Genomic DNA, 26,999 nt, shown 5'->3' on the forward strand with positions numbered 1-26,999 from the left:
CCTGCTTCAATCTGCGAAATTCCAACTGACGCCCATTCTCAGCAAACGGCCGTTGAGAGGGTAGTGGGGGGTGAAGAAATAATTCTTGCTGCCACTACCGCTGTTGATATGACTCATCATAATAAAGAAGCGTGCCCTACTGAGCTTAAAATTGAAATAGACATTAGCAATAGGATAGCCACCGATCTTCAATTTATCACTGTTTTCCTGCACCGTAAACTGTTCGAGTGCAGAAAAATACTCAGGAGCAGCGTACTTTGTAAAATAGCGCACATCAGCTCCAAAATCGCAATTTAGCACATGCGCAATCTTGAAACGGAGATAGAGATTGGAATATACATTGATGGAAGGAAGTGGAAGGGCATCCTGATTGGTAGACTTCTGCCAAGTAAATTGTGTTTCCCAGTTGAGCGGACCAAAAGTAAAGTCCTGCCCAATCTCAGCAGTTAGCACAGTGATGGGGCTGCTTGTCTGTCGCGAATAAGCCATATTGTAAAGCCTGCCATTGTTTTCGTTTTCCTGATTCGTGCTTGCGAAATATGTATAGTTCTTGATTTCATCAAAGGCGAAACGAAAACGAGTCCTCGTCTTCTGATAGTTAAGAACTCCCTGCGCCCTGAAATGATCAATCATGGACAGGTCATCGTCATCCCACCACAAGTGTCGTGACTGATAATGACGAAAATAGAATGAAGGTTTCACATGATGGTAGAACCCTATGGCGGCAAGCGTCATCGTGTCTCCAAGCAGCGGGAAGTTGAGATCAACACCTCCGTCAATTCTCAACTCACCAATGTTATAGCCTAAGACTGCAAGTTCACCAGTCACATTATAGTGCAAGGTCTTGCCCTGCGTCTTGCTGAGCTGGGCACCTACGGTGACACTATGCTCATTCCAGGAAGATGTGCCGGTAGAGTCAGGAAGTACATAGTGGCTAAGTGTGTGAGAGGCAAAGATTTTCGCGCCCGTCTTAATCCACTTGTTAAAGCCTTCCAACAAGGCAATGGCAAAAGTATTGCGCAGATTCCAGTTGTTGGTTTTGTCGTAGAGGGAATCAGCCGCCAACTTTTCCTTAACTTTATAGGTGTCAAGATAGTAATTGGATGGCGTCTGATAGGCCTCATAGATACGGCGATAGGTCGTGAAGTCAAGCGTATGGATAAAACTCGTCACTGGCACATACTCGTCTTTCATCCAGGAAGTATCTTTCTTTGTCTTCTCCGAAACTGCCAGGATACTGTCTGCCATAGCCTTATTTCCCACTTTTATACGTCCCTCGGAAGGCGGAGTGGTGCCATCGGAAGCAACTTTTGTGGCAATCTTGGCACCGTCAGGCCTACCTGCAAACGAATTAGCTGACTTCGCCTTCTTCCTGTCAAGCTTTTGACCTGACTTTTTAGCGTTGGCCATAGCTTCATCCTCAGCCTTTTTCTCATCCTTCTCTTTCTGCGAGTCCATTGCGAACTTCCGCGCCTTGATCTCCTCTGCAGTCATAGGTACTTTACGATTGAAGCCTATGCTGTATCGTTGCGTGAAAAAGATGTGCTGATTATCATTACGATTCCAGTTTTGCTGCAGCATTGTAGGAATTTCCGACGTGGCGAAATTCTCATTGAATGTCTCAGGATGCGTGATGTAAAGGTCACTGGTGATACCACCATTTTCTGTCACCTTCTCATGGAGTGTGTTGAAAAGCAGGTGAGCCTGATAGCGGTCACCCATATAACTACCATAGAGTGAAGCCTTAAAGTGAGACGTTGACTGAGCGTTGTAATAGCCTCTGCCATAGAGATAATCGAAGAGAGAGCCTACACCTAAGCGCTTGCCGGCATTGACAGCGAACTTTGTTTTAAAGTGGTCTTCACCATTGGTGCGGTTACCACAATTGTTGTAAGCGATATTAGTAAACGGAGAAAGGGTGTTGATGAAGAGAAACCGGTCAACGGGAGTGACTACAAAGTCATAAGGATTGACAAAGATGAAATTGTTGTCTTCCTTTCTGTCAATGAAAATTCTGGCCTGACGAGGCGCTCCCAAATTGCCTGTAGAATTGTATTCACCATGCAGACCCGTTGTGAAGATGGTATTCATAAACATATGAGATACCGTATCAGGTCTGGCCATTGTACGGTCACCGAAGCGACTGTCGACTGTCCAAACGTGAATACCCTCGGGAATTTCCTTGTCAGTACCCAACGAGTCAGCTTTTCCCTGCCGTTTGTGCCGGTCAGATATCGTGCCATCCGGCCCCATGGAGTTATAGTTGCCTGTATCGTATTGGGCCCACGTGGATGTGGATACCATCAAAAAGAGGATGAAGGAAAGAATTTTCTTCATTTAATAAAGCGTAAAGCGCATTCTATAAGTTTGAACACCATGGAAGCTAAGATCACGATAACACCTACCGTTTGGGGGGTGCGAAAGAGATAAAGCAAAACACCCACGACCGCTCCCACCATGAAGATAATGTTGAGCCACTGACGAGTTGAACGGAAATGATCAGCGGTCTGCTGCTCTCTGTATGGTTTTCTTATCATCTTTTTCCGTAATGCTATAGGGCGATATTCATAGTCTTCACAGCTACGAAGCCTGTTCATTTTTAATCCCCAATGCAGTACAGATGCGTTGGAAGATATTATCCTTTCTGTCAATGGTTTTTCTCCTGAACTTTCCGCTGATTCGCGAAAGCTTCGTGCCTTTCTTGTTAAGCGAGTATTGATCGGTAATCCAATTTTCAGCTTTCTTCTTCAGACCCGAAACATCATTGCGATTCATCTCATAAGCGTAGCTGATGCGTTCGAGGGTGACATGTACATGTCCGTCAGTGGCCTTGGCGACCATTGTATAATCAACCTCGGTGCGATCAAGGGAAATGAAATTGGACGAAAACACAAGCCATTCTTTCATACGTGCAGCTATCATGTGATCAGCCTTGTTGACCGCGGCAATGCGCCCCGCAGGCTGCAAATCCGCACTTTTTGATTCCTCAACCACTTGACTGATGACCGCATAGACTTTATCGTAGATACTGTCGGCCGACATTCCGGGGACATCCTTGTCCAGCGTGAATACCACTTGACCATTGACCAAAGGCACAGCACCGGCAAGATATTTCTTGTCAACTTGAGGCACTGTTTTATTGACTTCCGGCTTGGTTTGTTGTCGGGTTTGCTGGTCAGGTATCTCCCAGACATTATTTTGTGCTATAACCCACATGGGCAACATAGCAAGCATAAGCGCGAAAAGATGCTTCTTCATATCGTTAGCGTCAATTAAATTCTTGAGAAAAATCATTCTTACAAGCAAAGTTACAATTAATCCATGTTCTTTCATTAGCCATCCTTGTGATTTAACTATTTTTTTGTTCAAGCTGATTTTGCAGTCTCACCATTTCATCTCTGTATTGCGCAGCCTGGATGAAATCTAACTTCTTGGCCGCCTCTTCCATCAGACGCTTAGTGTTTTCTATGCTTTTCTTCAGCTCAGCTGAAGACATCTCCATGATAATAGGATCGGCCGCGAAGGCTCCGCTCTCCGGCTCGATATAAACAGTCGCTGTTGGCTGAATCGGCTTTTGATACTGCGCCCCGTTGGATTCAGGCAGGGAACCCTTGATGTCCTTGACGATCTGTCTGGGTGTGATGTGGTGGTCCTCATTGTATTTCATTTGGATGGTTCTGCGCCTTGCCGTTTCATCAATGGTTTTCTGCATGCTCTCTGTGACAGTGTCAGCATACATGATGACCTTTCCATTGACATTGCGTGCTGCACGTCCGGCTGTCTGCGTGAGACTGCGGTGACTGCGCAAAAATCCCTCCTTGTCAGCATCAAGAATGGCCACCAAGGACACTTCTGGAAGATCAAGGCCTTCACGAAGAAGATTGACGCCAACCAGAACGTCGTAAACGCCCGCGCGGAGATCATTCATAATTTTCACTCGGTCGAGTGTCGCCACGTCGCTGTGAATATAGTTCGCCTTCACATTGTGATTAAGCAGATACTCTGTCAGCTCCTCAGCCATGCGCTTGGTAAGCGTGGTCACCAGTACACGCTCATGTCGGAGCGTGCGAGTGATAATTTCATCGAGCAGGTCGTCTATTTGGTTCTCAGAAGGCCGCACTTCTATTTCAGGATCAAGCAAACCGGTTGGGCGGATGAGCTGCTCCACCACGACGCCCTCTGACTCCTGCAGCTCGTAGTTAGCCGGCGTGGCAGAGACATAGATGACTTGATGCAGCATTTCGTGGAACTCCTCAAAACGCAGTGGCCGATTATCGAAAGCCGCGGGAAGACGGAAGCCGTACTCAACAAGATTTTGCTTGCGGGCGCGGTCTCCGCCATACATAGCGTTGATCTGAGGGACGGTGACATGGCTTTCATCAATGACCATCAGATAATCTTTAGGGAAGAAATCGAGAAGGCAGTAGGGACGTTCACCCGGCTGGCGTCCGTCAAAATAGCGGGAGTAATTCTCAATGCCCGAGCAGTGACCCAACTCTTTGATCATCTCAAGGTCGTACTCCACACGCTCCTTTATGCGCTGGGCCTTGGTGTCATCGCCTATCTCATGGAAGTAAGCCACCTGTTTGGCGAGGTCGTCCTGAATCTGCCTGACAGCGTTATCTGTCTGCTCCTTGGAGGTGACGAAAAGATTAGCGGGGTAGATGGCATATTCAGTAAAATGCTGCATGGAGTGCATTGAAACGGCATCGACTTCCTCAATACTGTCGATTTCATCGTCCCACCAGCTCACACGAAGCAAGTGATCAGAGTAGGCCATGGCAATGAGCACCGTATCGCCTTTGACAGAGAAACATCCACGCTGCAGGTCTATGTCGTTTCTCACATAGAGCGCATTGACAAGTTTGCGTAAGAAAACATTACGATCAAGCTTTTGTCCCCGCTTGATATTAATGACGTTCTCCTGCATGGCAACTGGGGCTCCCATACCATAGATGCACGATACAGAAGAGACGATGATAACATCCTTACGTCCTGATAAAAGGTCACTTACAGCAGCAAGGCGAAGCCGGTCTATCTCATCGTTGATGGCCAGGTCTTTCTCTATATATGTGTCGCTGGAAGGGAGATAGGCTTCAGGCTGGTAATAGTCATAATAACTGACATAGTAATCTACTGCATTGTCGGGGAAGAAGCCTTTCATCTCTTCATAGAGCTGCGCCGCCAATGTCTTGTTATGACTCAGCACGAGCGTGGGCTTATTCACATTGGCAATGACATTGGCAACGGTGAAAGTCTTGCCCGAACCAGTAACGCCTAATAGTACCTGGGCAGGATCTCCATGCTTGATGCCCTCTGTCAGCTGAGTAATGGCTTGGGGCTGGTCGCCAGTGGGCTTGTATTTGGACGATATTTGAAACTTCATGGATGACAAAGTTAGCGATTTTCGTTCAGAAAAAGGTAGGGTAACTCGAAAATTTGCTAAAAAATCAGTCACTTCCTTGGTCTGCCAGATAATTATATGTAAATTTGCAAATCAATAAATAGGCGCTGGCGAAAACAGCGTCCTTAATTGAACGATATATCTGATCGCATGATAAAAAAAGCTTCAACAGTGCTTCTTTCATTGATGCTCCTTAGCAGTTGCGCCAAGGAGTTCAACAGTGTCTATAAGTCAAGCGACTACAAATACAAGTATGAGTATGCCAAGGAGTGTTTTGCCTTGGGCAAGTACCAGCGGGCGGCCTCGCTTTTACAAGACCTGATCATTCCGCAGAAAGGTAGCCAGGATGCTCAGGAATGCCTGTATATGCTTGGCATGGCAGAATACAAAAATATGGATTATGAAACTGCCGCCGAGACCTTTAAGAAGTACGTAAAGTCCTATCCACGTGGCGAATACGCTGAAATCGCACAGTTCTACGTCGGCCAAAGTCTCTTTATGAGCACCCCTGAGCCCCGTCTTGACCAAACAGAGACTGTGGCAGCTATCAATGCTTTTCAGGAGTACCTTGACCTCTATCCAGATGCCAAATTCAAGGAGCAGGCGCAGGGCAAGCTGTTTGAGCTTCAAGACAAACTCGTGCTCAAGGAATTGTACTCTGCGGAGTTATATTATAACTTAGGCACCTACTTCGGCAATAGTGTACCTGGTGACGATGGAAACAATTACTTGGCCTGCATTGTTACTTCCCAGAATGCTTTAAAGGACTATCCCTATACCAAGAAGAGGGAAGAGTTTGCCACGCTGATCATGAAAAGCAAGTTTCATCTTGCTGAGCAAAGCGTCGACGCTAAAAAGCTGGAGCGCTTCCAGGACGCGGAAGACGAATGCTATGGCTTTATCAATGAGTTCCCTGATTCAAAAGAAAAGAAAATAGCAGAGGAGTATATTGCCAAGTGCAAGAAGGTTACCGCCAATGCAAAGGATTAATGATTGATTCATTTCAATTTGTATCAGTCAAATTCAGTTCGTATATTTTTATTTCATTATCACTATAAAAATGGATTATAAAAAGTCAAAGGCGCCGGTAAACACTGTGACGCGCGACATCATGGATCTGTGCGAAGAGACCGGAAATATCTATGAAAGCGTTGCTATTATTGGCAAGCGCGCCAATCAGATTGCTGTCGAAATCAAGTCTGACCTAAGCAAGAAGCTGCAGGAGTTTGCTTCCTACAACGACTCGCTTGAAGAAGTGTTCGAAAATCGCGAGCAGATTGAGATTAGCCGCTATTATGAGAAGCTCCCCAAACCGACACTGCTTGCTACCCAGGAGTTTATCGAGGGAAACGTCTATTGGAGGGATCCTGCGAAGTCCACAGACGATATAGAGGATAAAGATTAAGTTCAATGATCCAACGCAAACAAACCATTTACTTGCTCTTGGCCCTTGCAGCCTTGATAACATGTCTATGCCTGCCGATAGGTACGATTTCCGGGAGTAGGCTGGGCGCAACTGGAGTGGTTTATAATTTAGGTGTCTTTATGCAAGGCAAGTTGACGGTTCATCCGCTTTTGTTTGCTGATGTAGTAATCATCGCATCACTGACTTTAATCAACATCTTTCTTTATAAGAACCGCAAACTACAACTGCGTATCTGCGATGCCAATATAGTGCTATGTGTCGCATGGTATGGATACTATGCATTCATGGCCTTTGACGGATTGAAGGAGTTAGGTGACTTCTCGATGTCTTTTGCTGTATGCCTGCCATTAGTTGCCATTGTCTTATTCATTCTCGCTCATTTCGGCATCAAAGCTGATGAAGACTTGATCAAGTCAATGGACCGGATAAGATAAGGCCTTTAAAGCTGCACGTTCCAAGAGATTTGCAAAGGAAAGCCACAATGGGGTTTCCCTTTACTTTCTTACTGTTTTTTCTATTATACGCAATATATATGTGCTGTAGACGCAACGCCATTACACTGTAGACGCATTGCCATTACACCGTAGACGCATTGCCATTACACCGTAGACGCATTGCCATTACACCGTAGACGCATTGCCATTACACTGTAGACGCTAAATGCTCTTGCAAGTGAGGGATTTCCTCCATTGCCTTATCCTTGAATTACCACAGTTATGATAAATTAGAATATCAAGGAGTAATTTTTAGATTCAAACACCCAGTTAAAGACATAATAACAAAGACCGTCCAAGACAAATATCTTGGACGGCCATAATATGAATAATCTCCTTCGAACGATGCTGGCATTTCATATGTCAATATCGAAGTTTAGAGATAGATGGTTACTTCTTAAGCTTCTCAACGTAAGCGTCAATGACAGCCACAGCAGTGACATTAACCACATCACGAACATTTGCCTCAAAGTCAGTGAAGTGAATAGGCTTGTTAAGACCCATCTGTACGGGACCGATGATCTCGCAGTCAGGATCGAGAGCCTGAATGAGCTTGTAGCTGCTGTTGGCCGCGTTCATGTTGGCGAAAACAAGAGTGTTGACATTCTTGCCCTTAAGTCGAGTAAAGGGGTATTTATCATCACGCAGGTCTCTGTCAAGGGCGAAATTGACCTGCATCTCACCGTCAACGAGCATGTCGGGATAGTCCTTTTGCAGTTTTTCCACTGCCTGATGGACGGCTACTGGCGAGCCAACGGTATCGGTACCAAAGTTGGAATAACTTGTCATGGCAATGACAGGCTCCTGATTGAAAAATCTCACAGTATGAGCTGAAAGCCTTGCCACATCATAAAGCACGTCTTGATCAGGATGACGGTTAATGAGCGTGTCAGCGAGATAGAGAATGCCTCTCTTTGAGTTGAGGATGTGCATGGTGGCAAATGTCTTGTACTCGGATCGTACACCAATCACTTCCTTTGCTACCTTGATGGTGTTGCTGTATTTCGTATAGAGTCCGGTGATGAAAGCATCGGCATCGCCCTGCTCTACCATGGACATTCCAAAATAGTTACGCTCATACATCTTGTCGTAAGCCTCTTCGAAAGTGACGCCCTCACGTGCGCGTTTTTCAGCTAAATGCTTGGCGTAGGTAGCTCGGCGACCTTGCTCGTTGTCTGCACGCATATCCACGATTTCCACACCAGTCAGGTCAATCTTCAGGCGCTTGGCAAGACGGTTAAGCCGATCGATATTGCCAAGCAAGATCGGATGACAGAAGCCCTCTTGTAGAGCTGTGACTGCCGCCTTCATCATCGTGGGGTGACCGCCCTCTGCGAAGACGACGCGCTGAGGATGCAGCGCCGCCGTGGCGTGAAGGGTACGGGTCAGCTTCGTCTCCTGGCCCAGCATCTGCCTCAGATTGTTCTTATACTCATCCCAGTCGGAAATGGTCCTGCGTGCCACTCCACTATCGATAGCTGCCTTGGCTACCGCTGCTGAAACTTCTGTGATTAGGCGTGGGTCTACTGGCTTGGGAATGAAATACTTAGGACCGAACTGCAAGTCGGTGACATGATAGACTTGGTTGACTATTTCCGGCACGGGCTGCTTGGCCAGATCAGCAATAGCTCTTACAGCCGCAAGCTTCATTTCCTCATTGATTGCCTTGGCGTGGACGTCGAGAGCACCCCTGAATATATAGGGAAATCCTATGACGTTGTTAATTTGGTTCGGATAGTCTGAACGTCCTGTCGACATGAGGATATCGGGACGCGCCGCAATGGCATCCTCGTAAGAGATCTCTGGCACGGGATTGGCCAGCGCGAAAACGATAGGCATATGGGCCATCGATCTCACCATGTCCTGACTAAGCACATTACCCTTGGACAGGCCCACAAAAACGTCGGCGTCTTTGACAGCCTCCTCCAAAGTATGGAGATCAGTACGGTCAGTGGCGAACTCTGCCTTCTGTTCGTTCACATGATCGCGACCTTTGTAAATGACCCCACGAGAGTCGAGCATGATGATGTTTTCATGCTTTGCACCTAACGAACAATAAAGCTTCGTACAGCTGATGGCAGCAGCACCGGCACCATTGACAATGATTTTGGCTTCCTCTATCTTCTTGCCTGCCACTTCCAGAGCATTGAGCAATCCGGCCGCAGAAATGATGGCTGTACCGTGCTGATCGTCGTGCATCACTGGGATGTCAAGTGTCTTTTTCAGCCGGTTCTCTATATAAAAGCACTCGGGAGCTTTAATGTCCTCAAGGTTAATGCCACCAAATGTCGGAGCGATCTTTTCTACAGCCTCGCAGAATTTCTCTGGGTCTTTTTCGTTAACCTCTATATCAAAGACATCAATTCCGCCGTAAATTTTGAACAACAGCCCCTTACCTTCCATGACAGGCTTACCGCTCATGGCGCCGATATCACCTAATCCAAGGACAGCGGTGCCGTTAGAGATAACGGCTACAAGATTACCCTTGTCTGTATATTTGTAGACATCATCCGGATTTTTCTGGATCTCCAGACAGGGAAAAGCCACGCCCGGAGAATAAGCCAGGCTGAGATCGGTTTGCGTGCGGTACGGTTTTGTCGGCTTCACCTCGATTTTACCGGGGCGTCCGGCTTCATGATAAGCTAAAGCAGCTTCTTTGGTAATCTTTACCATATCAATAATGTTAATAACAATTCTATTTTTGAGGCAAAGGTACAAAAAAACGGGAAAACATTTAAAAGTTTTCTCCTTTTTTGTAATTTTGCTGCAAAATATATCTCAAATATGATAAGTAAAGGTGACAAATCGACAGATTACAGACAGCAATTAAGCCAAAGAATCATTGAAACGGCCACTAAGATGTTCTTTTCAAGAGGCATTAAGGCGGTGAAAATGGATGATGTGGCTGCTCGTCTGGCCATATCTAAAAGAACGCTTTATGAGATTTTCAACAATAAGGAAAAACTGCTGCTTCACTGTGTCAAGAAATTGAAGAATGAAAAGGATGAGCATTTCAAGCAATTCATGAAAGGACAGAAACGCACTGAGATAGATGCTATTATTGAATTTTATCGTTTTCAGATGAATCGTACGGCATCTATCTCTCCCCACTTTGTTTCGGATCTTCACCGCTATCCATCAGTTGTGTCGTGGATGAACGAGGTGCGTCGCACGAGTGACCGCATTGCGCAGGATTTCTTCCAAAAAGGCATTGACAACGGGTACTTTCGAAAAGAGGTGAACTTCGACCTTATCTGGAAATTTGCTGATGTTGCCATGTCTAATGCCATCCAAAGCGGCATTGTGGAGAAGTATGGTGTACAGCAGGTATTTAAAAATGTAACGATGCTTTATGTCCGCGGCTTCTGTACATTGAAGGGGATTGAAGCACTGGAGAAAATGATTTAAAGCTGTCTCCCCGCCCTACTCCACATACAGTACAAGTCCTTTGAGGTACTCACCCTCCGGATGATAAATGTTGATGGGGTGATCTGCGGGTTGATGCAGCTGATGGAGAATCCTCACTTTTCGATGAGCCTGTGCAGCTGCAGTGAAGACGGCTGTGCGGAAGTTCTCCTTTGTCACCACTTGCGAGCAGCTGAACGTGAACAGGATTCCTCCCTGCTTGATTTTTTCAAGTCCTTTAACGTTAAGGCGGATATATCCCTTCAACGCATTGTGCAGAGCTGATCGATGCTTAGCAAAAGCCGGAGGGTCAAGGATAATGAGATCATATTTATCGTTGTGACTGTCGAGGTAGTCGAAAACGTCGTCGCAGTATGCTTCGTGCCGAGCATCGTCAGGGAAGTTCATACCTACGTTGAGCTTGGTCAGCTCGATGGCCTTTGCGCTACTATCCACCGAATGAACAACCTTTGCGCCGCCTCTCATGGCATAAGCCGAGAATCCACCTGTATAGCAAAACATATTAAGAACACTTTTACCCTTTGCATAATGCTCTAACAGGGAGCGGTTTTCACGCTGATCAATGAAGAAGCCCGTTTTTTGACCTTTCAGCCAGTCAATGTGAAATTTCAGCCCATTCTCTATCGCCACGTCATCATTCGTATGGCCGTAAAGGAATCCATCTTCCTGGTGCAGATCCTTTTTCGTGGGCAGCGTGGTCTCGCTCTTGTAGAAAATATTGTCAATTCTGTTGTCCATTACTTTCAGTAAGGCTTTGCTTATGTCATGACGGCTGTAATGCATTCCAACACTGTGAGCCTGGACCACAGCGGTCTTTCCATAGCAATCGATGACAAGTCCTGGCAGATAGTCGCCCTCTCCGTGTACAAGACGATAAGTATTGTTGCATAAACTGTCGGCAATGCCAAGGTTGATGCGCATCTTCAGAGCCGAGCGGATGCTGCGCTCCCAATAATCCTCGTCTATAAGAATATCCTCAAAGGAGAGCACGCGGACCGTAATGGTACCTCGCTGATAATGCCCTACAGCAACAAAACTGCCATTGACATTAAGCACCCGTACAACTTCACCATCCTCTATCCTATCGTCTAATCGCTGGATAGCCCCAGAAAAAACCCACGGATGAAAACGTTTCAACGACTCGTCCTTGCCATTTTTCAGATAGATGTTCTTATACATATTATAAACATTTCATTTCCGACAATATCATGCTAAGATCAATCAGTTATCCTTTTTTAGAAGACATCTCCTGCCCGTTAGGTTCAGGGACTTCTACAATATGGTAGTTGCCCGTTTTCTTCAAACGCAAGATTTCCTCATAGATTTTAATGCAGCTCCAGGCGTCAATGGCAGCATACTGCTTCTGTTTATCGGAAAGAGTAGGTGCTTCCCAATTGGTGAGCCGTTGCCGCTTGGATATCTTTTCATGAAAAATATTAGCATATATTTTCTGCAAACTAAGATCTTGTATTCCAATCTCACCCACAATGTCTTGGAGATCGATGAAGAAGCCTGGTTGGAAAGGCTCGCGTGCTTCCAATCCACGGATGTCGTCATGCCAGGACAAGCCGATCTTCTTCACGCCTTTGTCTTCAAGTAATCTTTGGATGGCAGGAGTGATGCCGGTAAAATTAAGTCGAAAAAGGAAGCAAGTATCACGATTGGATACTTGAAGCAGGGCCACTTTATTTTGCTGCCCCTTATGAAAAGCAGGCTTGGTCTCGGTATCCACGCCCATAATATCGCTTTTGAGTAGATAGTCCACAGCCTTCTCTGCTTCGCCCGCAGTGATGATTGTAACTACCCTACCTGGGAAAGTCACAACGGGGAGTGCCGTAATTGCCTTCTTGTCAAAATGGCTGTATATCGTTTTGTTCATCCTTTTTAAATATGGGTGCAAAATTAATTAAAAAAAATAATATAGGAAACCTTTCTCCTCTTTTTATAACAATGGTTCGCTGAAACACTTCAAGCCTTGCAACCACGACAAGCAAGAAGACCTGTGCGCTAACTGTTTTTAATAGCGAATAATAGGTGAACCTATCAAAGAAATGACAATCATGAGGCCTCTCTTACAAGCAACCACGGCAATCAAAATAATAATAATCCCTGTTTTGTTTGGGATATACAATCATTATTAGTAAATTTGCACTGTTAGATAATAACAGTAACCTTAAGGTTCAAACAGACACATAGTTCGGATATGGCTACAGAAGGTATTTTCCACGATAATATAGAAATCTTGCAGGTAGACAAGTTTTTCGCCGGCGAGATGAGCCGGCAGATCCACCGGTATATAAAAGCAAGAGGTTCCTTGTCGATGCTTGAGAAAATAGAGCAACGCATTGAAAAGCTCTCTATCCCAGAGCGGGAGCAAGCCATGGCAAAATATATTGATTTGAACCGGAAAGTGATTTCCAATCTTGACTGGTGTATGCTCATCGCCCGTGCTATGGCTAACTATTGTGATTCGTACAACTATTTTATCAAGATGGTATCAGATGAAGAGACCATGCGGTTTTATGAGCAACGCATGAAAGAAAAATATGTGCGCTTTCACGAAGTGTTCGAGGAAAACGGAAAATATGGTATAAAGGACGTTAATGGTAGTATTTTGCTAAGTGCCAAGTATGATTTTCTTCGCACCCCATTTGTTTATGTCGACGATCTTGTGTCCATGCCTGTTATTGCTGAGTGTAACGGCAAAATGGGCTTAGTACTTCCTGACGGTCATGATACCATAGTGCTTCCTTTTGACTACGACGACATTTCCCTTCGCGACGAAGAACCATGGTTTGAGTTGACCAAGGACGGACAGACCCAGTTGTGGAGTGGACTCGATGAGTTGGGAAATTAAGAATTTTCTACTGAAGTGAAAAAGAAAGTATTGTTGTTGGTGTTCACATTTCTATTGTGGATACTGTTCTTTGTATTGCAGAAGCCAGTGTTTCTGTTAGTGTATGGCGGTTTTTCTCATGTCTTGCAGGTAATTTGGCATGGACTGCCGCTTGATTTTTCAATGGCGGGTTATCTGACGGCTATCCCAGCCATTGTTCTTCTCATCAGCGCCCTACCCATAAAACGATTGTATCAGTTGAGGGCAGGCCGTCTTTTGAGAGTGATCGTTTGTCTTTGGTTCACGATTGGAGCCGCAGCTGTATCCCTTTCGTTTGTTTCCAACCTTGCACTTTACGGTTATTGGGGCTTTCCCCTTGACTCTACACCATTATTTTTCATTAGTTCATCGCCTTCGGCTGCACTTGCCAGCATAGAATGGTGGCAAGGTCTCTTGGGTTTCCTGAGCTTTGTGCTTATCTTCGTATTGATTTTGACGGGCTTTCATCTACTATGGCGCAATTGGACCAGAAGCGTTTTTGAACAAGAAAGCCAACGATGGCAATGGTTGCCGATACTTCTTCTGACAGTCTCCCTTTTTCTTCCTATTCGTGGAGGTGTGACCGTTTCAACGATGAATACGGGTAGAGCTTATTTTTCTTCCAGTCAAGAGCTGAACCATGCTGCGGTCAATCCTTTGTTCTCCTTTATGGAGAGTGTAAGTCACAGTGAGGACTTTGCTTCTCAATATCGTTTCATGAATGATAGCGAGGCTCATTCCATCTTTCATCAGCTCTATCCAGCAAGCTCGCCCGACAGCGTGCAGCGAGTACTCAAATCGGGACAGACCCGCCCTGATATCTATATTGTCATTATGGAAAGCTTCTCCGATTCAGTTTCAAATGTGCCAGGTGTTACACCTCAACTTAACAGGCTGAAGCATGAAGGCATTTATTTCTCTCGCTTCTATGCCAATAGTTTCCGTACTGATCGTGGGCTGGTCTCTGTGCTTCAGGGGTATCCTGCTCCGGCAACAGTGAGCTTAATGAAATTTCCTCGTAAGACCGCCAACCTACCGTCTATCGCATCACATTTAGAGAAAGCAGGATACATAGCTTCCTATTATTATGGGGGTGATGCTGACTTCACCAATATGCGCTCATTTCTTGTCAATCAGCGTTTCGGTCACATCACAGAGGATGTGGATTTCCCCGTCAGTGAACGCCTGAGCAAATGGGGCGTACCTGATCACTTGCTTTTTCAGCGGGTAGAAAATGATATTAAGACATTGCCAACTACGGGGAGGCCACGCCTGACGGTCATACAGACCTCCAGTTCACACGAGCCTTTCGATGTGCCTTATCATCATTTCAAAGATAAAATACTCAATGCCTTCGCATATTCTGATAGTTGTGTCGGGAGCTTTGTGAATATGCTCCACAAGAGTCAACGATGGCAAAACAGCCTAATTATACTGGTGCCCGATCATTTGGGCGCATGGCCTCAGCATGCCGACAATTTCAAACCCTGGCGTTATCATATACCCATGATATGGACTGGTGGAGCAGTAAATCAGCCTATGATTGTTGAAACCTACGGTTCTCAACAGGATATATCCGCTACTCTACTCTCTCAGTTGGGTATTGACCACAGCGACATGATTTTTAGCAAGGATCTCTTTAACTCCACAGCGCCACATTTCGCATTCTTTCTGCCCAATGACGGTATTGGAATGATTTCTGAACAAGATGCCGTAATCTATGACAATCAGTTGCGAAAAACGGTTTTCCAGAGAGGAAAAGGTGGAAATCTCCGCTATGGCAAAGCTTTGCTTCAAGTACTTTTTGATGATATTTCCAAACGTTAAATGTCCACTTCTATTCTTTTGTTCACCTTTCTTCAAACTCTCGCCAATCGCGATGCAGAGTTCACGCTGGCCATTAATAGTTTTCATTGCGGCTATTTGGACAATTTCATGATGATGTATTCTGGTCGTTTCATCTGGATACCGGTTTATCTGGGCCTTATTGTCATCATGTTTCGTAACTTTCCGCCTAAGCCGGTATTTATTTGTTTACTGTTCAGTATTTTACTGATCACACTTTGCGACCAGACAGCTTCCACCATTCTCCGCCCAATGTTTAGTCGTCTTCGTCCTGCTAACCCAGATAACCCCATCTCTCCATACATCCATATCGTTGATGGTTACCGCGGAGGGCATTATGGTTTTCCTTCAGCGCATTCGGCGAACTGTTGGGGAGCTTTATTCTTCTTCTTTTTTGTCTTTCGCCGCCGTATCCTCTCACTTACACTGGTCATGTGGGCATTCTTGATGTGCTGGTCAAGGATATATCTTGGGGTTCACTATCTTGGCGATATCATGTGTGGACTACTTGTCGGTTTGTTTTGTGCCAGTGTTGACTATTACATCTTTCAGTTGCTTCTGCACCAGACAGCCAATCAGTTGAAGCCAAACGCCCATTCATGTAAATTGTATTCACCTTGCCTCATTTGTGGAATTGAAACGGCGATGCTGCTTATTATCGCTATTTTTACACGCTTTTCCTTCTAAAGAATTATGAAGATTCAGCCCGTAGCCTACTTCCATTCTCCGTTTCCCTCTAAATTCGGTATACCCAAGCAGAGCGGTCTTGTAACGGAACTCGAGGGCTTCATCGTTTTAGCGGAGCCTTATCGCAATGTGGAGGCATTACGTGGCATAGATGCCTTTGACTATCTTTGGCTCATTTGGGGGTTTAGTGCCAATAGCCATGCAGCATCAGGTCTTACCGTGCGCCCTCCTTTGCTGGGGGGTAACATACGCATGGGAGTCTTTGCTACACGCTCCCCCTTTCGCCCTAACCCCATAGGCCTCTCTTCTGTGAGACTGCATCATGTGGATTGGGATGCAAGGGAAGGCCCTGTGCTTCACGTGCGTGGTGCTGACCTCATGGACAATACTCCCATCTATGACATCAAGCCTTATATCGTATATACCGACAGTCATCCAGACGCACGGTCAGGGTTTGTGGATACCCATCCGGTGAAACGACTTAAGGTCATTATCCCCGACTGTATCCGCACCTTTTTTGAAGAATGCCAGACGGAGGCTTTGCGAAAGGTGTTGGAGCTCGACCCGCGCCCTCACTATCAACACGATGCTGACAGAATTTACGGTATGTCTTTCAATGGTCACAATATACATTTCCGAGTGGAAAACGACACACTGACAGTTTTGGAGGAATAATTTTACTGCGAATAGCTTTAAAAAGTTATCTTAAAATTTGCAGGATTAAAAACATTGCAGTAACTTTGTACCATTCAATAAACGGGGGATTAGCTCAGCTGGCTAGAGCGCTTGCATGGCATGCAAGAGGTCATCGGTTCGAATCCGATATTCTCCACCATTATCAAAAGGCCGAGCACAAGTAAGTGTCCGGCCTTTTTTAGCTGATAAATGAATAATGCGAAATGAAAGACGAGGCTGTAAAGAAAATGAATCATGATAAAGCAATAGCTAAGAAATTCATTGCGGTGCTGAAGCAATGGACATTGTTAGTGTCTCTCACCGTGGGTAGCATCATTTACCTTCTGTTTTCCAAGACACCTTTGCTCCAACCTGTAGGAGATTTTTTAGGTCCGAAAATGGTCAGTCTGCTACCTGTCGTGATTTTTATTATGCTCTACATGACGTTCTGCAAGATTGACATGCACAATTTCAAACCACGTACTTGGCACTTCGCGTTGCAGATCGTCCGCACATCACTCTCCGCCCTTGTCGTCCTCATCATCATGCACATCACATCGCCTGAAGCCAAGATTGTTTGGGAAGGTGTTTTTATCATCGTTATCTGTCCCACTGCTGCAGCGGCGGCAGTTGTCACGGAGAAGCTTGGCGGAAGCATTGCGACTATGACAGTCTACATGATTATCGCCAATTGCTTCACTGTAATTATCATTCCGCTTTTCTTCCCGATGGTGGAGCGTGCTTCCAATGTTTCCTTTATCATGGCTTTTTTCATGGTGCTCGACCGTGTCGTGAGGGTGTTGATTTTTCCCCTTATTCTTGGATTGCTGACTCAGCGCTTTCTTCCTAAGGTCACTGCATTCATCAAGCGGCTTCCCAATGCGCCTTTCTATTTATGGGCATTCAACCTCAGTATTATCATGGGGTTGTCCATGCAAACCCTACTCCACTCACCGCTATCCGGTACTGTGCTTTTCCTGATGATTATACTTCCGCTGTTTATTTGCATCCTTCTTTTTACCATCGGCAAGGCTGTGGGCGGCATATGGGGCTATCAGGAACGTATCGATGGCGGGCAGGCGCTCGGACAGAAAAACAATGTTGTCGGCATTTGGCTTCTCCTGCATTTCCTCAATCCAGTCTGTGTCATCGCACCCTGCGCTTATATGGTATGGCAAAATATCATCAATGCCGTGCAACTATGGTATAATCAAAAGCACGGTTATTTAAAGTGGTAACCTATGCAGAACACGATCACTATCATCGGTTGGCTGGCACTTCTTCTCCTTGTCTCCTGCGGGAGAAGTAACACTGACGTAGTAGACAGGCTCAACGATAGATCTTATGATCAACACTATCGCAACCTCGATTCTACCCGTATCTATGCTGACAGTGCGCTAAACCTCTCCGAGAACTATTCCGCAGGTCGTGCAGAAGCTCTCAACAACCTTGCATTCGTGGCGAGTGCTTCTATGGACTATTCCAAGGCAAAAGGATATCTCGATGAAGTGACTGGTACTACCGACAATCAGATAGAGCTTCTCGTAGCAGATGTCCAGCAAATGAAGCTTTGCCAAAAGCAATCGCGCAATAAGGACTTCTACGTGTTCAGTGAGCAGGCACGTAAGCGACTTAATCGTATCAAAGACGAAGAGTCCTCACTCAATGATCATGAAAAGCGCCGATTGACTTATGCCTCAGCGGAGTATCACATCGTTTCATCCGCCTATTATTACTATTTAGGACTTGATCGTCAGTCCATCGAACAGATAGATCGTATTGATCCCTATGGAAGCATTGAGCGTGATACTGCTCAACTGCTTAACTATTGGTACAACATCGGTTCAGGAGGCATCATTGTAGGAAAAAATCAACGCCAGGTTGCCCGTGAGGAATTTGGATATCTTGCCAATTGCTATATCATCGCCTTACATCATAACTATCCTTACTGGGTGGCACAGGCACTCCAGGCCATGAGTGAACATCTACAGGACGTTTCCCAACGGCAAGAAATCATCAACGACGACTTTCCTACCATTGTGGCTGTCAATAGCGATATGATGCCCGACTCGCTCATTGCCGGCAATCTCGCTCAACGTGCGTTGGACATCTTCAAAACTTACGGCGATGTCTATCAGATAGCCGGTGCCTGGCGTACTTTAGGCGAATGCTACTGGCATATTGGTGATAACAAGTCGGCGCTTATCTGTCTCGAACATGCCTTGAAGGACAATAAGAAAGTGGAGCAGGCTCCAGACTTGGTCTCAACCATACGCGAAGACCTCTGCCTGGTCTATTCTGCTGCGAACGATAAGCGCAACAGTGACATCAATCGAAACATCTACCTTGACCTGCAGGAGCAGACACGACAGGACCGACAGCTGGAAGCGCGCGCTGCCCAGCTTGACGAATCCATTCGTGAGCTCAATATCTTGATAGGTATAGTGATGCTCATGATTGTCGCTGTGACGGTCCTGCTGATTGTCCTTGCACGGATGCGGCGCCAAAGTGACGATGCCTTCTCTATTTCAGAATTACTGAAGCCTTTAAGCGAGTGGCAGAAACACAACGAAGAAGCCTTTGATCGACAGCGTGAACACTTCAGCGAAATCAGTGAGGCTACGGATGCGGCGCGATTTCATTTGCAGCAGAACCGACAGCGCAACCTGGAGCAACGTGCTAAAGTTCAACTTGTGTTCAGTGTGTTGCCCTTGATTGACCGGATGGTGAACGAGATACGCCGTATCCAAAGGGAGCGGGAGAAAGACACTGGCGCTTCAACAAGCAATTTTAGAAGTATCGAAAAAGGCAGGCTACAGTATATAGAGGAGATTACCGACACCATCAATCAATACAACAATATCCTCACCCGATGGATACAGATGCGTCAGGGAGAGCTGAGCCTGCGAATCGAGAACTTTCCTTTGCAGAGGGTTTTCGATATGGTGGGACACAGCGCCATGAGTTTTTCATTGAGTGGTATCAAGCTTGTGGTAAAGCCGACCGACGCTGTAGTAAAAGCAGACTGTACGCTCACGCTCTTTATGGTGAATACCATTGCTGACAATGCGCGCAAGTTCACGCCTCGTGGTGGCACTGTTACGATTGAGGCACAGCCAGTGCCCCATGAAGATGGACAGCCGTCCTATGTAGAAATCTCTGTCACTGATACGGGGACGGGGATGCCCTCTGAGGTTCTGACACACGTCTTTGACCGTACCTATACCGGAGGACATGGATTCGGTTTAAGAAACTGTAAAGGCATTATCGAGAAATATAGAAAGATCAGTACCCTTTTCAGTGACTGCCTGATTGGTGCAAAAAGCACAGTCGGTAAGGGCTCACGCATTTATTTCCATCTGCCCATCGGACGGTTACGGACAATCGGCATCATCGTCTTACTGTCGCTCAGCAGTCTTGTATTTGGCTCCCGGATTCAGGCAAAAGACCCCACAGCCATCTTTTTACACCATGAAAGTCAATCGGCGAAGTTTGCCGATTCTGCCTACCTGTCCAATATTATGAGCAATTACGCCAACACGCTCAGATATGCCGACAGCTGCCGTAAATACATCTTACCGACTGATACAGCAGTACTGCTTGATGTCAGTAACGAAGCTGCCGTGGCCGCTCTCGCCCTACATCGGTGGAAGGTCTACCGTGAAAACAACAGGATTTACACCCGTCTTTTCCGCATGGCCAGCGCAGACAGTTCTCTACCCTCCTATATTCAGTACATGCAGCGGAGCCAGACCAACAAAGCCGTGTCAATGGTACTGCTCATCATCCTGCTCCTGGTGATCGTTCCCGCATGGTACGTACTCTATTACCGACATAAACTCAACTACAAGTTTTGCGTTTACAGGATCAACCAGATCAACGCCATTCTTCTTTCCGATGTTTCTGACCGTGAGAAACTGAGCCGTGTCCGTAAGCTTGGCGATTTTGGCCGTTTCAACCTCACAACCGAGCAGAAGACTAAACTGCAGAAAGTCGTAGGGCACATTGAGGCAGCACTCAGCCACAATATCACCCATAAGGAAGAAGTGGATACAGAGACGGAACTTGCCTCCGATGAGTGCCGCAGAATAGAGATCGAAGCCGCACGGCTGCACGTTTCCAACAGTGTGCTTGACAACTGTCTCTCTACCCTGAAGCATGAAACCATGTACTATCCCTCTCGTATCAAGCAGATGATCGTCGACGGGAATATCCAGATGGAGGAGCTTAGTGAGGTTGTCGACTATTACCACGACCTTTATGCTCTCTTGGCAGAACAAGCCTTACGTCAGGTGATTCCACCACGAATGGATCGTCAGGCTCTCAGCTATTTATTGGAACTTCTACGAAAATGCAATGACGGAAAGAACGTTAGCATACAGGAGGACACCGCCAAGACCCAGGGAGGCATCGTCCCCGACAACTATATCCGCATGATTGTGAGGATGCCTTCGCTGGACAGACTATCGGACAAGCAGGTTTCAGAACTCTTTACACCCTACACCATCGACATGAATCTGCTCTTATGCAGGCAAATCGTCAGGGAAATGGGCGAGATAACCAATCTCAGGGCCAGTGGCATTGAAGCGTCAAGAGATCCTGAAGGACATGTAACCGTGAAAATTTTAATCCCTAAGATATACTATAAATGAAAGATTTCAATGTCATCATTGTAGAGGATGTACCCCTTGAGTTGAAAGGTACGGAGGGTATCATTGCTACCGACATACCTGAAGCACACGTACTCGGCACAGCGCCCGACGAAGCAACCTACTGGAAAATCATGCGTCAGCAGCAGCCTGATCTTGTCCTGCTTGATCTGGGACTCGGCGGTTCAACGACGGTTGGCGTAGAAATTTGCCGGCATACCAAGCAGTCATATCCTCATGTAAAAGTCCTGATTTTCACTGGGGAAATATTGAATGAGAAGCTCTGGGTAGATGTACTTGATGCCGGATGCGACGGTATTATTCTGAAAACTGGTGAGTTGTTAACCCGGCCAGACGTAGAATCGGTTATGTCCGGCAAGCGATTAGTGTTTAACGAACCCATCCTTGAGAAGATTGTAGAGCGCTTCAAGCACAGTGTCAATAATGAGATTCGGCGGCAGGAAGCCTTAATATCCTACGATATTGATGAGTATGACGAGCGTTTTCTCCGCCATTTAGCCTTAGGCTATACGAAAGAGCAGATCACTCAACTACGCGGAATGCCCTTTGGCGTAAAGAGCCTGGAGAAACGACAAAACGAATTGGTGAAGAAGCTCTTCCCCGAGGACGGCAATGGAGTCGGTATCAATGCCACTCGGCTTGTGGTAAGAGCCTTGGAACTCCGCATTCTCAACATAGACAATCTTCATCCTGACGAGGAATGATTAGGAAGATCTGGCTCTATAGAGCAGTCATGGGCATTGTCGCGGCTTATGTGGTCGTGGCACTCGGATCGTGGGTATGGTCAGCCGCCATGCCCTCTTCTTCCATCCGGCCATTGTTAAGCGACAGCGGGATACGTTGGTTTTTCGGCACTTTCACAAATAATTTGGCCCAACCTGTTTTGGTATGGGTGATTCTTCTTGGAATTGCACTGGGAACCAGCCGTGAATGTGGTTTGTGGAAAGTTATAGGGAAACTGGCTACATCATGCCACGCCATCAGCATCCTTGAGCGGCGCGGGCTTTGGGCAGCACTTGAGCTGATTGCTGTTGAAGCTGCTGTCATGGCACTGCTCATTTTTCCGCGACACGCTATTCTGCTGAGTGTAACGGGCGACATTTTTCCAAGCAGCTTCTCAGAAAGTCTTGTAGCTGTCATTTCTTTTATGATACTGACGGCATCAATCACTTTTGGCCTTTTCTCTGGAAATATCCATAATTATCGTGGTGCGGTAGCGAGCGCTCTTAAGGGCGGTAGTGTCTTGAAGATTGTTCTCTGCCTATATGTACTCATCGCTGAGCTTATTGCCATTATCGGGTATATCTTCTAACTTATCGTGCGACAACCCATGCTCACAACGTTCCAACGTATCATTAAGCAGGTTGAAAGTCTCCTCGTATACTCTACTGAGATGATGCCAATTGCGATAGGCAAGACTGTAATCGATGGAGAGCTGACTGTTTTTCCTGTTGAGCTTCATCGACACATAGTCTTCACCAAAGGCTGTTGCCATGCCTTGCCAGAGCGAGGTGTAAAGACGTCCGCCGGCATCATCGCTACGTGTGATAAAATCGAGTACGACATCCGCATTGCCATATTAACTCTTTATTTGAGAAATCATTATCTGCGACATATCGCATAAACTCCTATATATAAATGTCCCAGTTAGCTAACAAAATAACTGTGTGTAAACAAGAAAGAGGAGATTGTTTCCAAAATCCTCTTTTCTTGTGGTGGTGATTCCGTTGGGATTCGAACCCAAGACCCACAGATTAGAAATCTGTTGCTCTATCCAACTGAGCTACGGAACCAGGTACTATCCAGCGCTGGCATAAAGTGAACTTCTCACCAAAGTGTCTGCAAAGTTAGCCAATCTTATGGTATTTGTGAAAAAAAAGGCTTGTCACTTTGTAGTCTTTAGTCTAAATTAACAGTCCTAACCGTTCGTACTTATTTATCAAAGAAGTCTTATTAAGATCATCACAAATCCAGACGCGATGTCTCAACGGTGTAAACGCATTGCCTCTGCGACGCGGAGACATTGGGATCTGCCAGACACGGTCGCCCCCCCCCTGACAATGTATCGTGTATCCACGCCATAGCGGCGAAGGGCATTGACGGTTATCTGCCTGATCTCATGCTTAGGCAGTTTGCTGACAAACACAGCCTCGTGGCCATAGTTGGCAAGGCTCACCGCCACGTTAGCCTCACCGCCACCGGGGATAATATGGAAGTGCCAGCCATGGTGCACGAACTCTTTGCCGAAAACGGTGCCGTCAGAGCCACGCTCCACAAGTATGCCGTGATGAGATAAGCGACAACGCCGCACCAACAGACAGGCCAAGACGCCTCGCTCCATCCTGGAAGGCTCGGAAAGCACACTATTTTTTGTAGTCTGCAACAAAAAGTTGGGGCAAAACTCTTATTTTTTGTCAACAGGTGTATTATCTGATAGATTTTTGTATAATTTTGCACAAGCAAAGTAAATGAGATGATCACCATGAAGAGATATACTTCCTTTATCGGCTTGTTGCTTTCTGTTATTCTGCTTCTTGTGGCGTCGTGCGGCACCACAAAAAAGACGACAAGGGAGAAAGAAACCATCAAAGTCCCAATTATGAAGAGTGACACGTCGACCGTCGCGTTGGCCATGCCACACAAGGAGGTGCGTGCCGTGTGGGTGGCAACCATCGGTGGCATCGACTGGCCGCGTGAACATTTCAGTGAGACGGCACAGAAAGCCTGGTACACACAGATGCTCGACACGCTGCAACGTCTTAACATCAACACCGTTTATTTCCAGATACGCCCCAAGGCCGACGCTTTCTACGATTCGCCCTATGAGCCTTGGAGCCAGTATATCACCGGATACAGGGGCAAGGCACCGGGGTATGACGTACTGAAATGGGCCATTGACGAGACCCACAAGCGCGGCATGTCCTTCCATGCCTGGATGAATCCTTACCGTATAGACCAGAAACAGAGACCCAAAGACAAGTTCAGCCAGCTCGATGACAAAATACCCTCACAGTTTGTAAAGGACTATCGCATGGTGCGCATCTACAATCCCGCCATGCCTGAGACGCGACAGCGCGTGTGCGACATCGTGGCCGACCTGTTGAGACGGTACGATGTGGACGGCATCCATATTGACGACTATTTCTATCCCGCTCTGCAGAAAAACGAGAAGATGCGCGACGAAGCCGAATACCGGCGCTACGGCAAGGGCTTCGCGTCGGTTGCCGAGTTTCGCCGCGCCATGGTCGACTCCCTCATTGTAGGCATGCACGACACCATCAAGGCTATCCGTCCCGCTGCCATCTTCTCTGTCTCACCCCAAGGCAACTATGAGAACAACTACAACACGATGTATGCCGACATCGCTCTATGGTCATCACACGGGTGGTGCGATGTCGTCATTCCACAACTCTATTGGAGCACGGAGCGATGGTTCCTTCCACGCCTGAAATGGTTTTCGGAAAACGCCACGCATCGCACCAAACTGGTTATCGGCTACGCCCTTTACCGCTTCGACGCCAAAGCCAAAGACCCCTGTTACCGGTCGGCAGACGACCTCTCGCGACAAATGGATGCCGCCCGTGCCGACGACGTGTCAGGCGACGCGCTCTACAGCGCCATCTGGCTAATGAAAAACCCTGTAGGCATCAACAGCATCATCGCCCGACACTACCCCACTCCTGTCCTCGCCCCGTACCTCGGCCAAGGCGATGAGGTACGGCCCGATGCCCCACAAGGGCTTAACACCAACGGCTCGGAGCTTTTCTGGCAACCCGTGAAAGACTGCTACTATGCGGTCTACAAGGTAATGAACGGGAAAGCTGTCCTCGTGAGCGTCGTCTACAACAACAAAGCGGCTGTCGCGCCAGCAGCTACCTACTTCGTCACCGCCGTCAGGAAGGGCTGCAATGCAGAGAGTCGGCCGTCGGCCACCGTCAACCTGAGCCCGCAATAAACGCCGGACGACCGGCCATCGCCCATCAACATAGATTGACATTAAACCGTAACAATAACATGAAAAGAAAATTATTCGCCCTGGTAGCCGTGCTCTTCGCCCTCCAGACCATGGGACAAATCCACCGACCCAAGCTCGTTGTGGGACTGGTGGTGGACCAAATGCGCTGGGATTACCTTTACTACTATTACAACCAGTACCGCAACGACGGCCTGCGCCGCCTTGTAGACGATGGCTTCAGCTTTGAAAACACCCTCATCAACTACTTGCCCGCAGTGACAGCCGTTGGCCATTCCAGCGTGTACACGGGCAGCGTGCCGGCCCTGACCGGTATCGTGTCAAACAATTTCTACATCAATGGCAAATGGTCCTACTGCTGCGACGACGCCTCCGTGCGGACCGTCGGCTCCAACAGCAAGGAGGGACAGATGTCTCCCCGCAATCTTTTTGCCACGGGCATGGGTGACATGCTGAAAGTGGCCACCGATTTCAAAGCTCGTGTCATTGGTGTGGCTCTCAAGGACCGTGCCGCCATCCTGCCTGCCGGCCACAGTGCCGATGCGGCCTACTGGTGGGACACCTCCGCCGGGCACTTCATCACGTCGTCCTACTACATGAGCGAGCTGCCCGACTGGGTGAAAGCTGTCAACAGGAAAATAGGTACCAAGCCCGGCACCAATGTCAAGACTTCTACAGCAGGTGTGACCAAGACCTTTCAAATGGCTGAGGCCGCCCTCGACAACGAAAGGCTTGGGCAGGATTCCATTACCGACCTGCTTGCCATCAGCGTGTCGTCCACCGATGCCATCGGGCATGTCTACGGCACGCGCGGACAGGAAAACCACGACGTCTACATGGAACTCGACCGCCAGCTCGCTCTGTTCATGCACCAGCTTGACGAGAAAGTGGGCAAAGGACAGTGGCTGCTCTTCCTCACGGCGGACCACGGAGCTTCACACAACCACAATTTTCTCAAGGCACATCACATCCCCGCCGGAGGCCTTGAACTGTGGAATACCTTCAAGCCCACGGAGACCGCGCTGGAAGAGGAGCTTGGTTTCGCGCCCGTCGTTGTGAAAATCAACGATGGATGGGTGTATCTCAACCACGACGGCGCACGGAAGGCCGGAAAATCCCTCGCCAAAGTCAAGAAAACCGTGTGCGACAGGCTGGCACAGAATGACAGCATCCTCTACGCCATCGACTGCGAGCGAGCGCTCACAACCACTGTGCCGTTACCCATCCGCGAGATGGTGGTCAACGGTTACCGCCACGGTCGCAGCGGCGATGTGTTCATCGTGCCGAGGGCTGGATGGGAGAACGTAGAGGCTTCCGACAGATATATCGGGACCACCCATCAGCATTGGAATCCCTACGACGCCCACATCCCCTTCCTGCTCTATGGCTGGGATGTGCCCCACGGGCAGACCTCGACCCCGACCCATATCACCGACATCGCGCCGACCATCTGTGCCATGCTCCACATTCAGATGCCTAACAGCTGTGTGGGTACGGCTAAAAACGACTTCCTGAGACGCTGAG

At 47.3% G+C, this 26,999-nt stretch carries 22 protein-coding genes, 2 tRNA genes and 1 pseudogene; 15 read left to right on the forward strand and 10 right to left on the reverse strand.

All coding sequences use genetic code 11. The annotated features are described in order from the left end of the window. Positions 1-6: 6 nt before the first annotated feature. From PREMU_RS13545 to uvrB, 4 genes are read right to left on the reverse strand one after another with little or no spacing between them, the layout of a single operon-like run. Positions 7-2,337, reverse strand: a complete 2,331-nt coding sequence (locus tag PREMU_RS13545; protein WP_007576159.1) for a putative porin — start codon at positions 2,335-2,337, stop codon at positions 7-9. Then, positions 2,334-2,537 (reverse strand): hypothetical protein, encoded by a 204-nt coding sequence (locus tag PREMU_RS13550; RefSeq protein WP_007576160.1) that lies wholly within the window; start codon positions 2,535-2,537, stop codon positions 2,334-2,336. The genes PREMU_RS13545 and PREMU_RS13550 overlap by 4 nt, the downstream gene beginning before the upstream one ends. A gap of 43 nt (positions 2,538-2,580) precedes the next feature. Further along, a complete protein-coding gene (locus tag PREMU_RS13555) occupies positions 2,581-3,369 on the reverse strand; it encodes a DUF4468 domain-containing protein (RefSeq protein ID WP_244863890.1) in 789 nt (262 codons plus the stop codon). Further along, the gene (uvrB, locus tag PREMU_RS13560) at positions 3,350-5,386 is read right to left on the reverse strand and encodes an excinuclease ABC subunit UvrB (protein WP_007576162.1); all 2,037 of its coding nucleotides are present in this window, start codon (positions 5,384-5,386) and stop codon (positions 3,350-3,352) included. The genes PREMU_RS13555 and uvrB overlap by 20 nt, the downstream gene beginning before the upstream one ends. 168 nt (positions 5,387-5,554) lie before the next feature. Here uvrB and PREMU_RS13565 point away from each other — a divergent pair, with 168 nt between their 5' ends. The 3 genes from PREMU_RS13565 (at position 5,555) to PREMU_RS13575 (ending at position 7,264) form a co-directional block, all read left to right on the forward strand. Further along, positions 5,555-6,394, forward strand: coding sequence for an outer membrane protein assembly factor BamD (locus PREMU_RS13565; protein ID WP_007576163.1), 840 nt, complete (start codon positions 5,555-5,557; stop codon positions 6,392-6,394). Between the two features lie 70 nt (positions 6,395-6,464). Next, entirely contained in the window at positions 6,465-6,809 is a 345-nt protein-coding gene (locus PREMU_RS13570; RefSeq protein WP_007576164.1) for a DNA-directed RNA polymerase subunit omega, read from the forward strand. Between the two features lie 5 nt (positions 6,810-6,814). Next, a complete protein-coding gene (locus PREMU_RS13575; protein WP_007576165.1) occupies positions 6,815-7,264 on the forward strand; it encodes a DUF4293 domain-containing protein in 450 nt (149 codons plus the stop codon). Positions 7,265-7,714: 450 nt separating this feature from the next. Here the strand turns inward: PREMU_RS13575 and PREMU_RS13580 are convergent, their stop codons facing one another. Then, positions 7,715-9,997, reverse strand: coding sequence for an NADP-dependent malic enzyme (locus PREMU_RS13580; RefSeq protein WP_007576166.1), 2,283 nt, complete (start codon positions 9,995-9,997; stop codon positions 7,715-7,717). Between the two features lie 111 nt (positions 9,998-10,108). Between PREMU_RS13580 and PREMU_RS13585 the strand changes: the two genes are divergently transcribed. Then, the gene (locus PREMU_RS13585; RefSeq protein ID WP_007576167.1) at positions 10,109-10,732 is read left to right on the forward strand and encodes a TetR/AcrR family transcriptional regulator; all 624 of its coding nucleotides are present in this window, start codon (positions 10,109-10,111) and stop codon (positions 10,730-10,732) included. Positions 10,733-10,747: 15 nt separating this feature from the next. Here the strand turns inward: PREMU_RS13585 and PREMU_RS13590 are convergent, their stop codons facing one another. After that, on the reverse strand, positions 10,748-11,929 hold the full coding sequence (locus PREMU_RS13590; protein WP_007576168.1) for a class I SAM-dependent rRNA methyltransferase: 1,182 nt from the start codon (positions 11,927-11,929) through the stop codon (positions 10,748-10,750). Positions 11,930-11,975: 46 nt separating this feature from the next. Next, positions 11,976-12,629: a 3'-5' exonuclease gene (locus tag PREMU_RS13595; protein WP_007576169.1), complete on the reverse strand. Its 654-nt coding sequence runs from the start codon at positions 12,627-12,629 to the stop codon at positions 11,976-11,978. Between the two features lie 324 nt (positions 12,630-12,953). Here PREMU_RS13595 and PREMU_RS13600 point away from each other — a divergent pair, with 324 nt between their 5' ends. From PREMU_RS13600 to PREMU_RS13640, 9 genes are all read left to right on the forward strand, one after another. After that, positions 12,954-13,607 carry a hypothetical protein gene (locus tag PREMU_RS13600; protein ID WP_007576170.1) on the forward strand — a complete coding sequence of 218 codons (654 nt, stop codon included), beginning with the start codon at positions 12,954-12,956 and terminating at the stop codon, positions 13,605-13,607. A 15-nt stretch (positions 13,608-13,622) separates the two neighbouring features. Continuing rightward, the gene (locus tag PREMU_RS13605; RefSeq protein WP_040558481.1) at positions 13,623-15,452 is read left to right on the forward strand and encodes an LTA synthase family protein; all 1,830 of its coding nucleotides are present in this window, start codon (positions 13,623-13,625) and stop codon (positions 15,450-15,452) included. Further along, positions 15,453-16,157: a phosphatase PAP2 family protein gene (locus tag PREMU_RS13610; RefSeq protein ID WP_007576172.1), complete on the forward strand. Its 705-nt coding sequence runs from the start codon at positions 15,453-15,455 to the stop codon at positions 16,155-16,157. Positions 16,158-16,163: 6 nt separating this feature from the next. Continuing rightward, positions 16,164-16,832, forward strand: a complete 669-nt coding sequence (tsaA, locus tag PREMU_RS13615) for a tRNA (N6-threonylcarbamoyladenosine(37)-N6)-methyltransferase TrmO (protein WP_007576173.1) — start codon at positions 16,164-16,166, stop codon at positions 16,830-16,832. 83 nt (positions 16,833-16,915) lie between these two features. Beyond that, positions 16,916-16,992 (forward strand) — tRNA-Ala (locus tag PREMU_RS13620). Between the two features lie 88 nt (positions 16,993-17,080). Beyond that, on the forward strand, positions 17,081-18,070 hold the full coding sequence (locus PREMU_RS13625) for a transporter (RefSeq protein WP_050796471.1): 990 nt from the start codon (positions 17,081-17,083) through the stop codon (positions 18,068-18,070). Positions 18,071-18,073: 3 nt separating this feature from the next. Then, positions 18,074-21,484 carry a sensor histidine kinase gene (locus PREMU_RS13630; protein ID WP_007576175.1) on the forward strand — a complete coding sequence of 1,137 codons (3,411 nt, stop codon included), beginning with the start codon at positions 18,074-18,076 and terminating at the stop codon, positions 21,482-21,484. Continuing rightward, positions 21,481-22,206, forward strand: a complete 726-nt coding sequence (locus PREMU_RS13635; protein WP_007576176.1) for a DUF5932 domain-containing protein — start codon at positions 21,481-21,483, stop codon at positions 22,204-22,206. Before PREMU_RS13630 ends, PREMU_RS13635 begins: the two co-directional genes overlap by 4 nt. Further along, complete coding sequence (locus PREMU_RS13640; protein ID WP_007576177.1) at positions 22,203-22,814, forward strand: AbgT family transporter; 612 nt, start codon at positions 22,203-22,205, stop codon at positions 22,812-22,814. Before PREMU_RS13635 ends, PREMU_RS13640 begins: the two co-directional genes overlap by 4 nt. Here the strand turns inward: PREMU_RS13640 and PREMU_RS14735 are convergent. The 3 genes and pseudogenes from PREMU_RS14735 to PREMU_RS16035 all read right to left on the reverse strand — a co-directional run. Then, a complete protein-coding gene (locus PREMU_RS14735) occupies positions 22,764-22,997 on the reverse strand; it encodes a hypothetical protein (protein ID WP_174262887.1) in 234 nt (77 codons plus the stop codon). The two genes, PREMU_RS13640 and PREMU_RS14735, sit on opposite strands and share 51 nt — an antisense overlap. Before the next feature lie 221 nt (positions 22,998-23,218). Beyond that, positions 23,219-23,295, reverse strand: a tRNA-Arg gene (locus PREMU_RS13650). Positions 23,296-23,540: 245 nt separating this feature from the next. Next, positions 23,541-23,843, reverse strand: a pseudogene (locus tag PREMU_RS16035) (PfkB family carbohydrate kinase); the annotation flags it as partial. 141 nt (positions 23,844-23,984) lie between these two features. Between PREMU_RS16035 and PREMU_RS13660 the strand changes: the two are divergent. After that, a complete protein-coding gene (locus PREMU_RS13660; protein ID WP_007576180.1) occupies positions 23,985-25,457 on the forward strand; it encodes a glycoside hydrolase family 10-like protein in 1,473 nt (490 codons plus the stop codon). A 59-nt stretch (positions 25,458-25,516) separates the two neighbouring features. Then, a complete protein-coding gene (locus PREMU_RS13665) occupies positions 25,517-26,998 on the forward strand; it encodes an alkaline phosphatase family protein (RefSeq protein ID WP_007576181.1) in 1,482 nt (493 codons plus the stop codon). The last annotated feature ends 1 nt before the right edge of the window (position 26,999 follow it).

It is taken from the genome of Hallella multisaccharivorax DSM 17128 (assembly GCF_000218235.1).
In the GTDB taxonomy this organism is placed as follows: domain Bacteria; phylum Bacteroidota; class Bacteroidia; order Bacteroidales; family Bacteroidaceae; genus Prevotella; species Prevotella multisaccharivorax.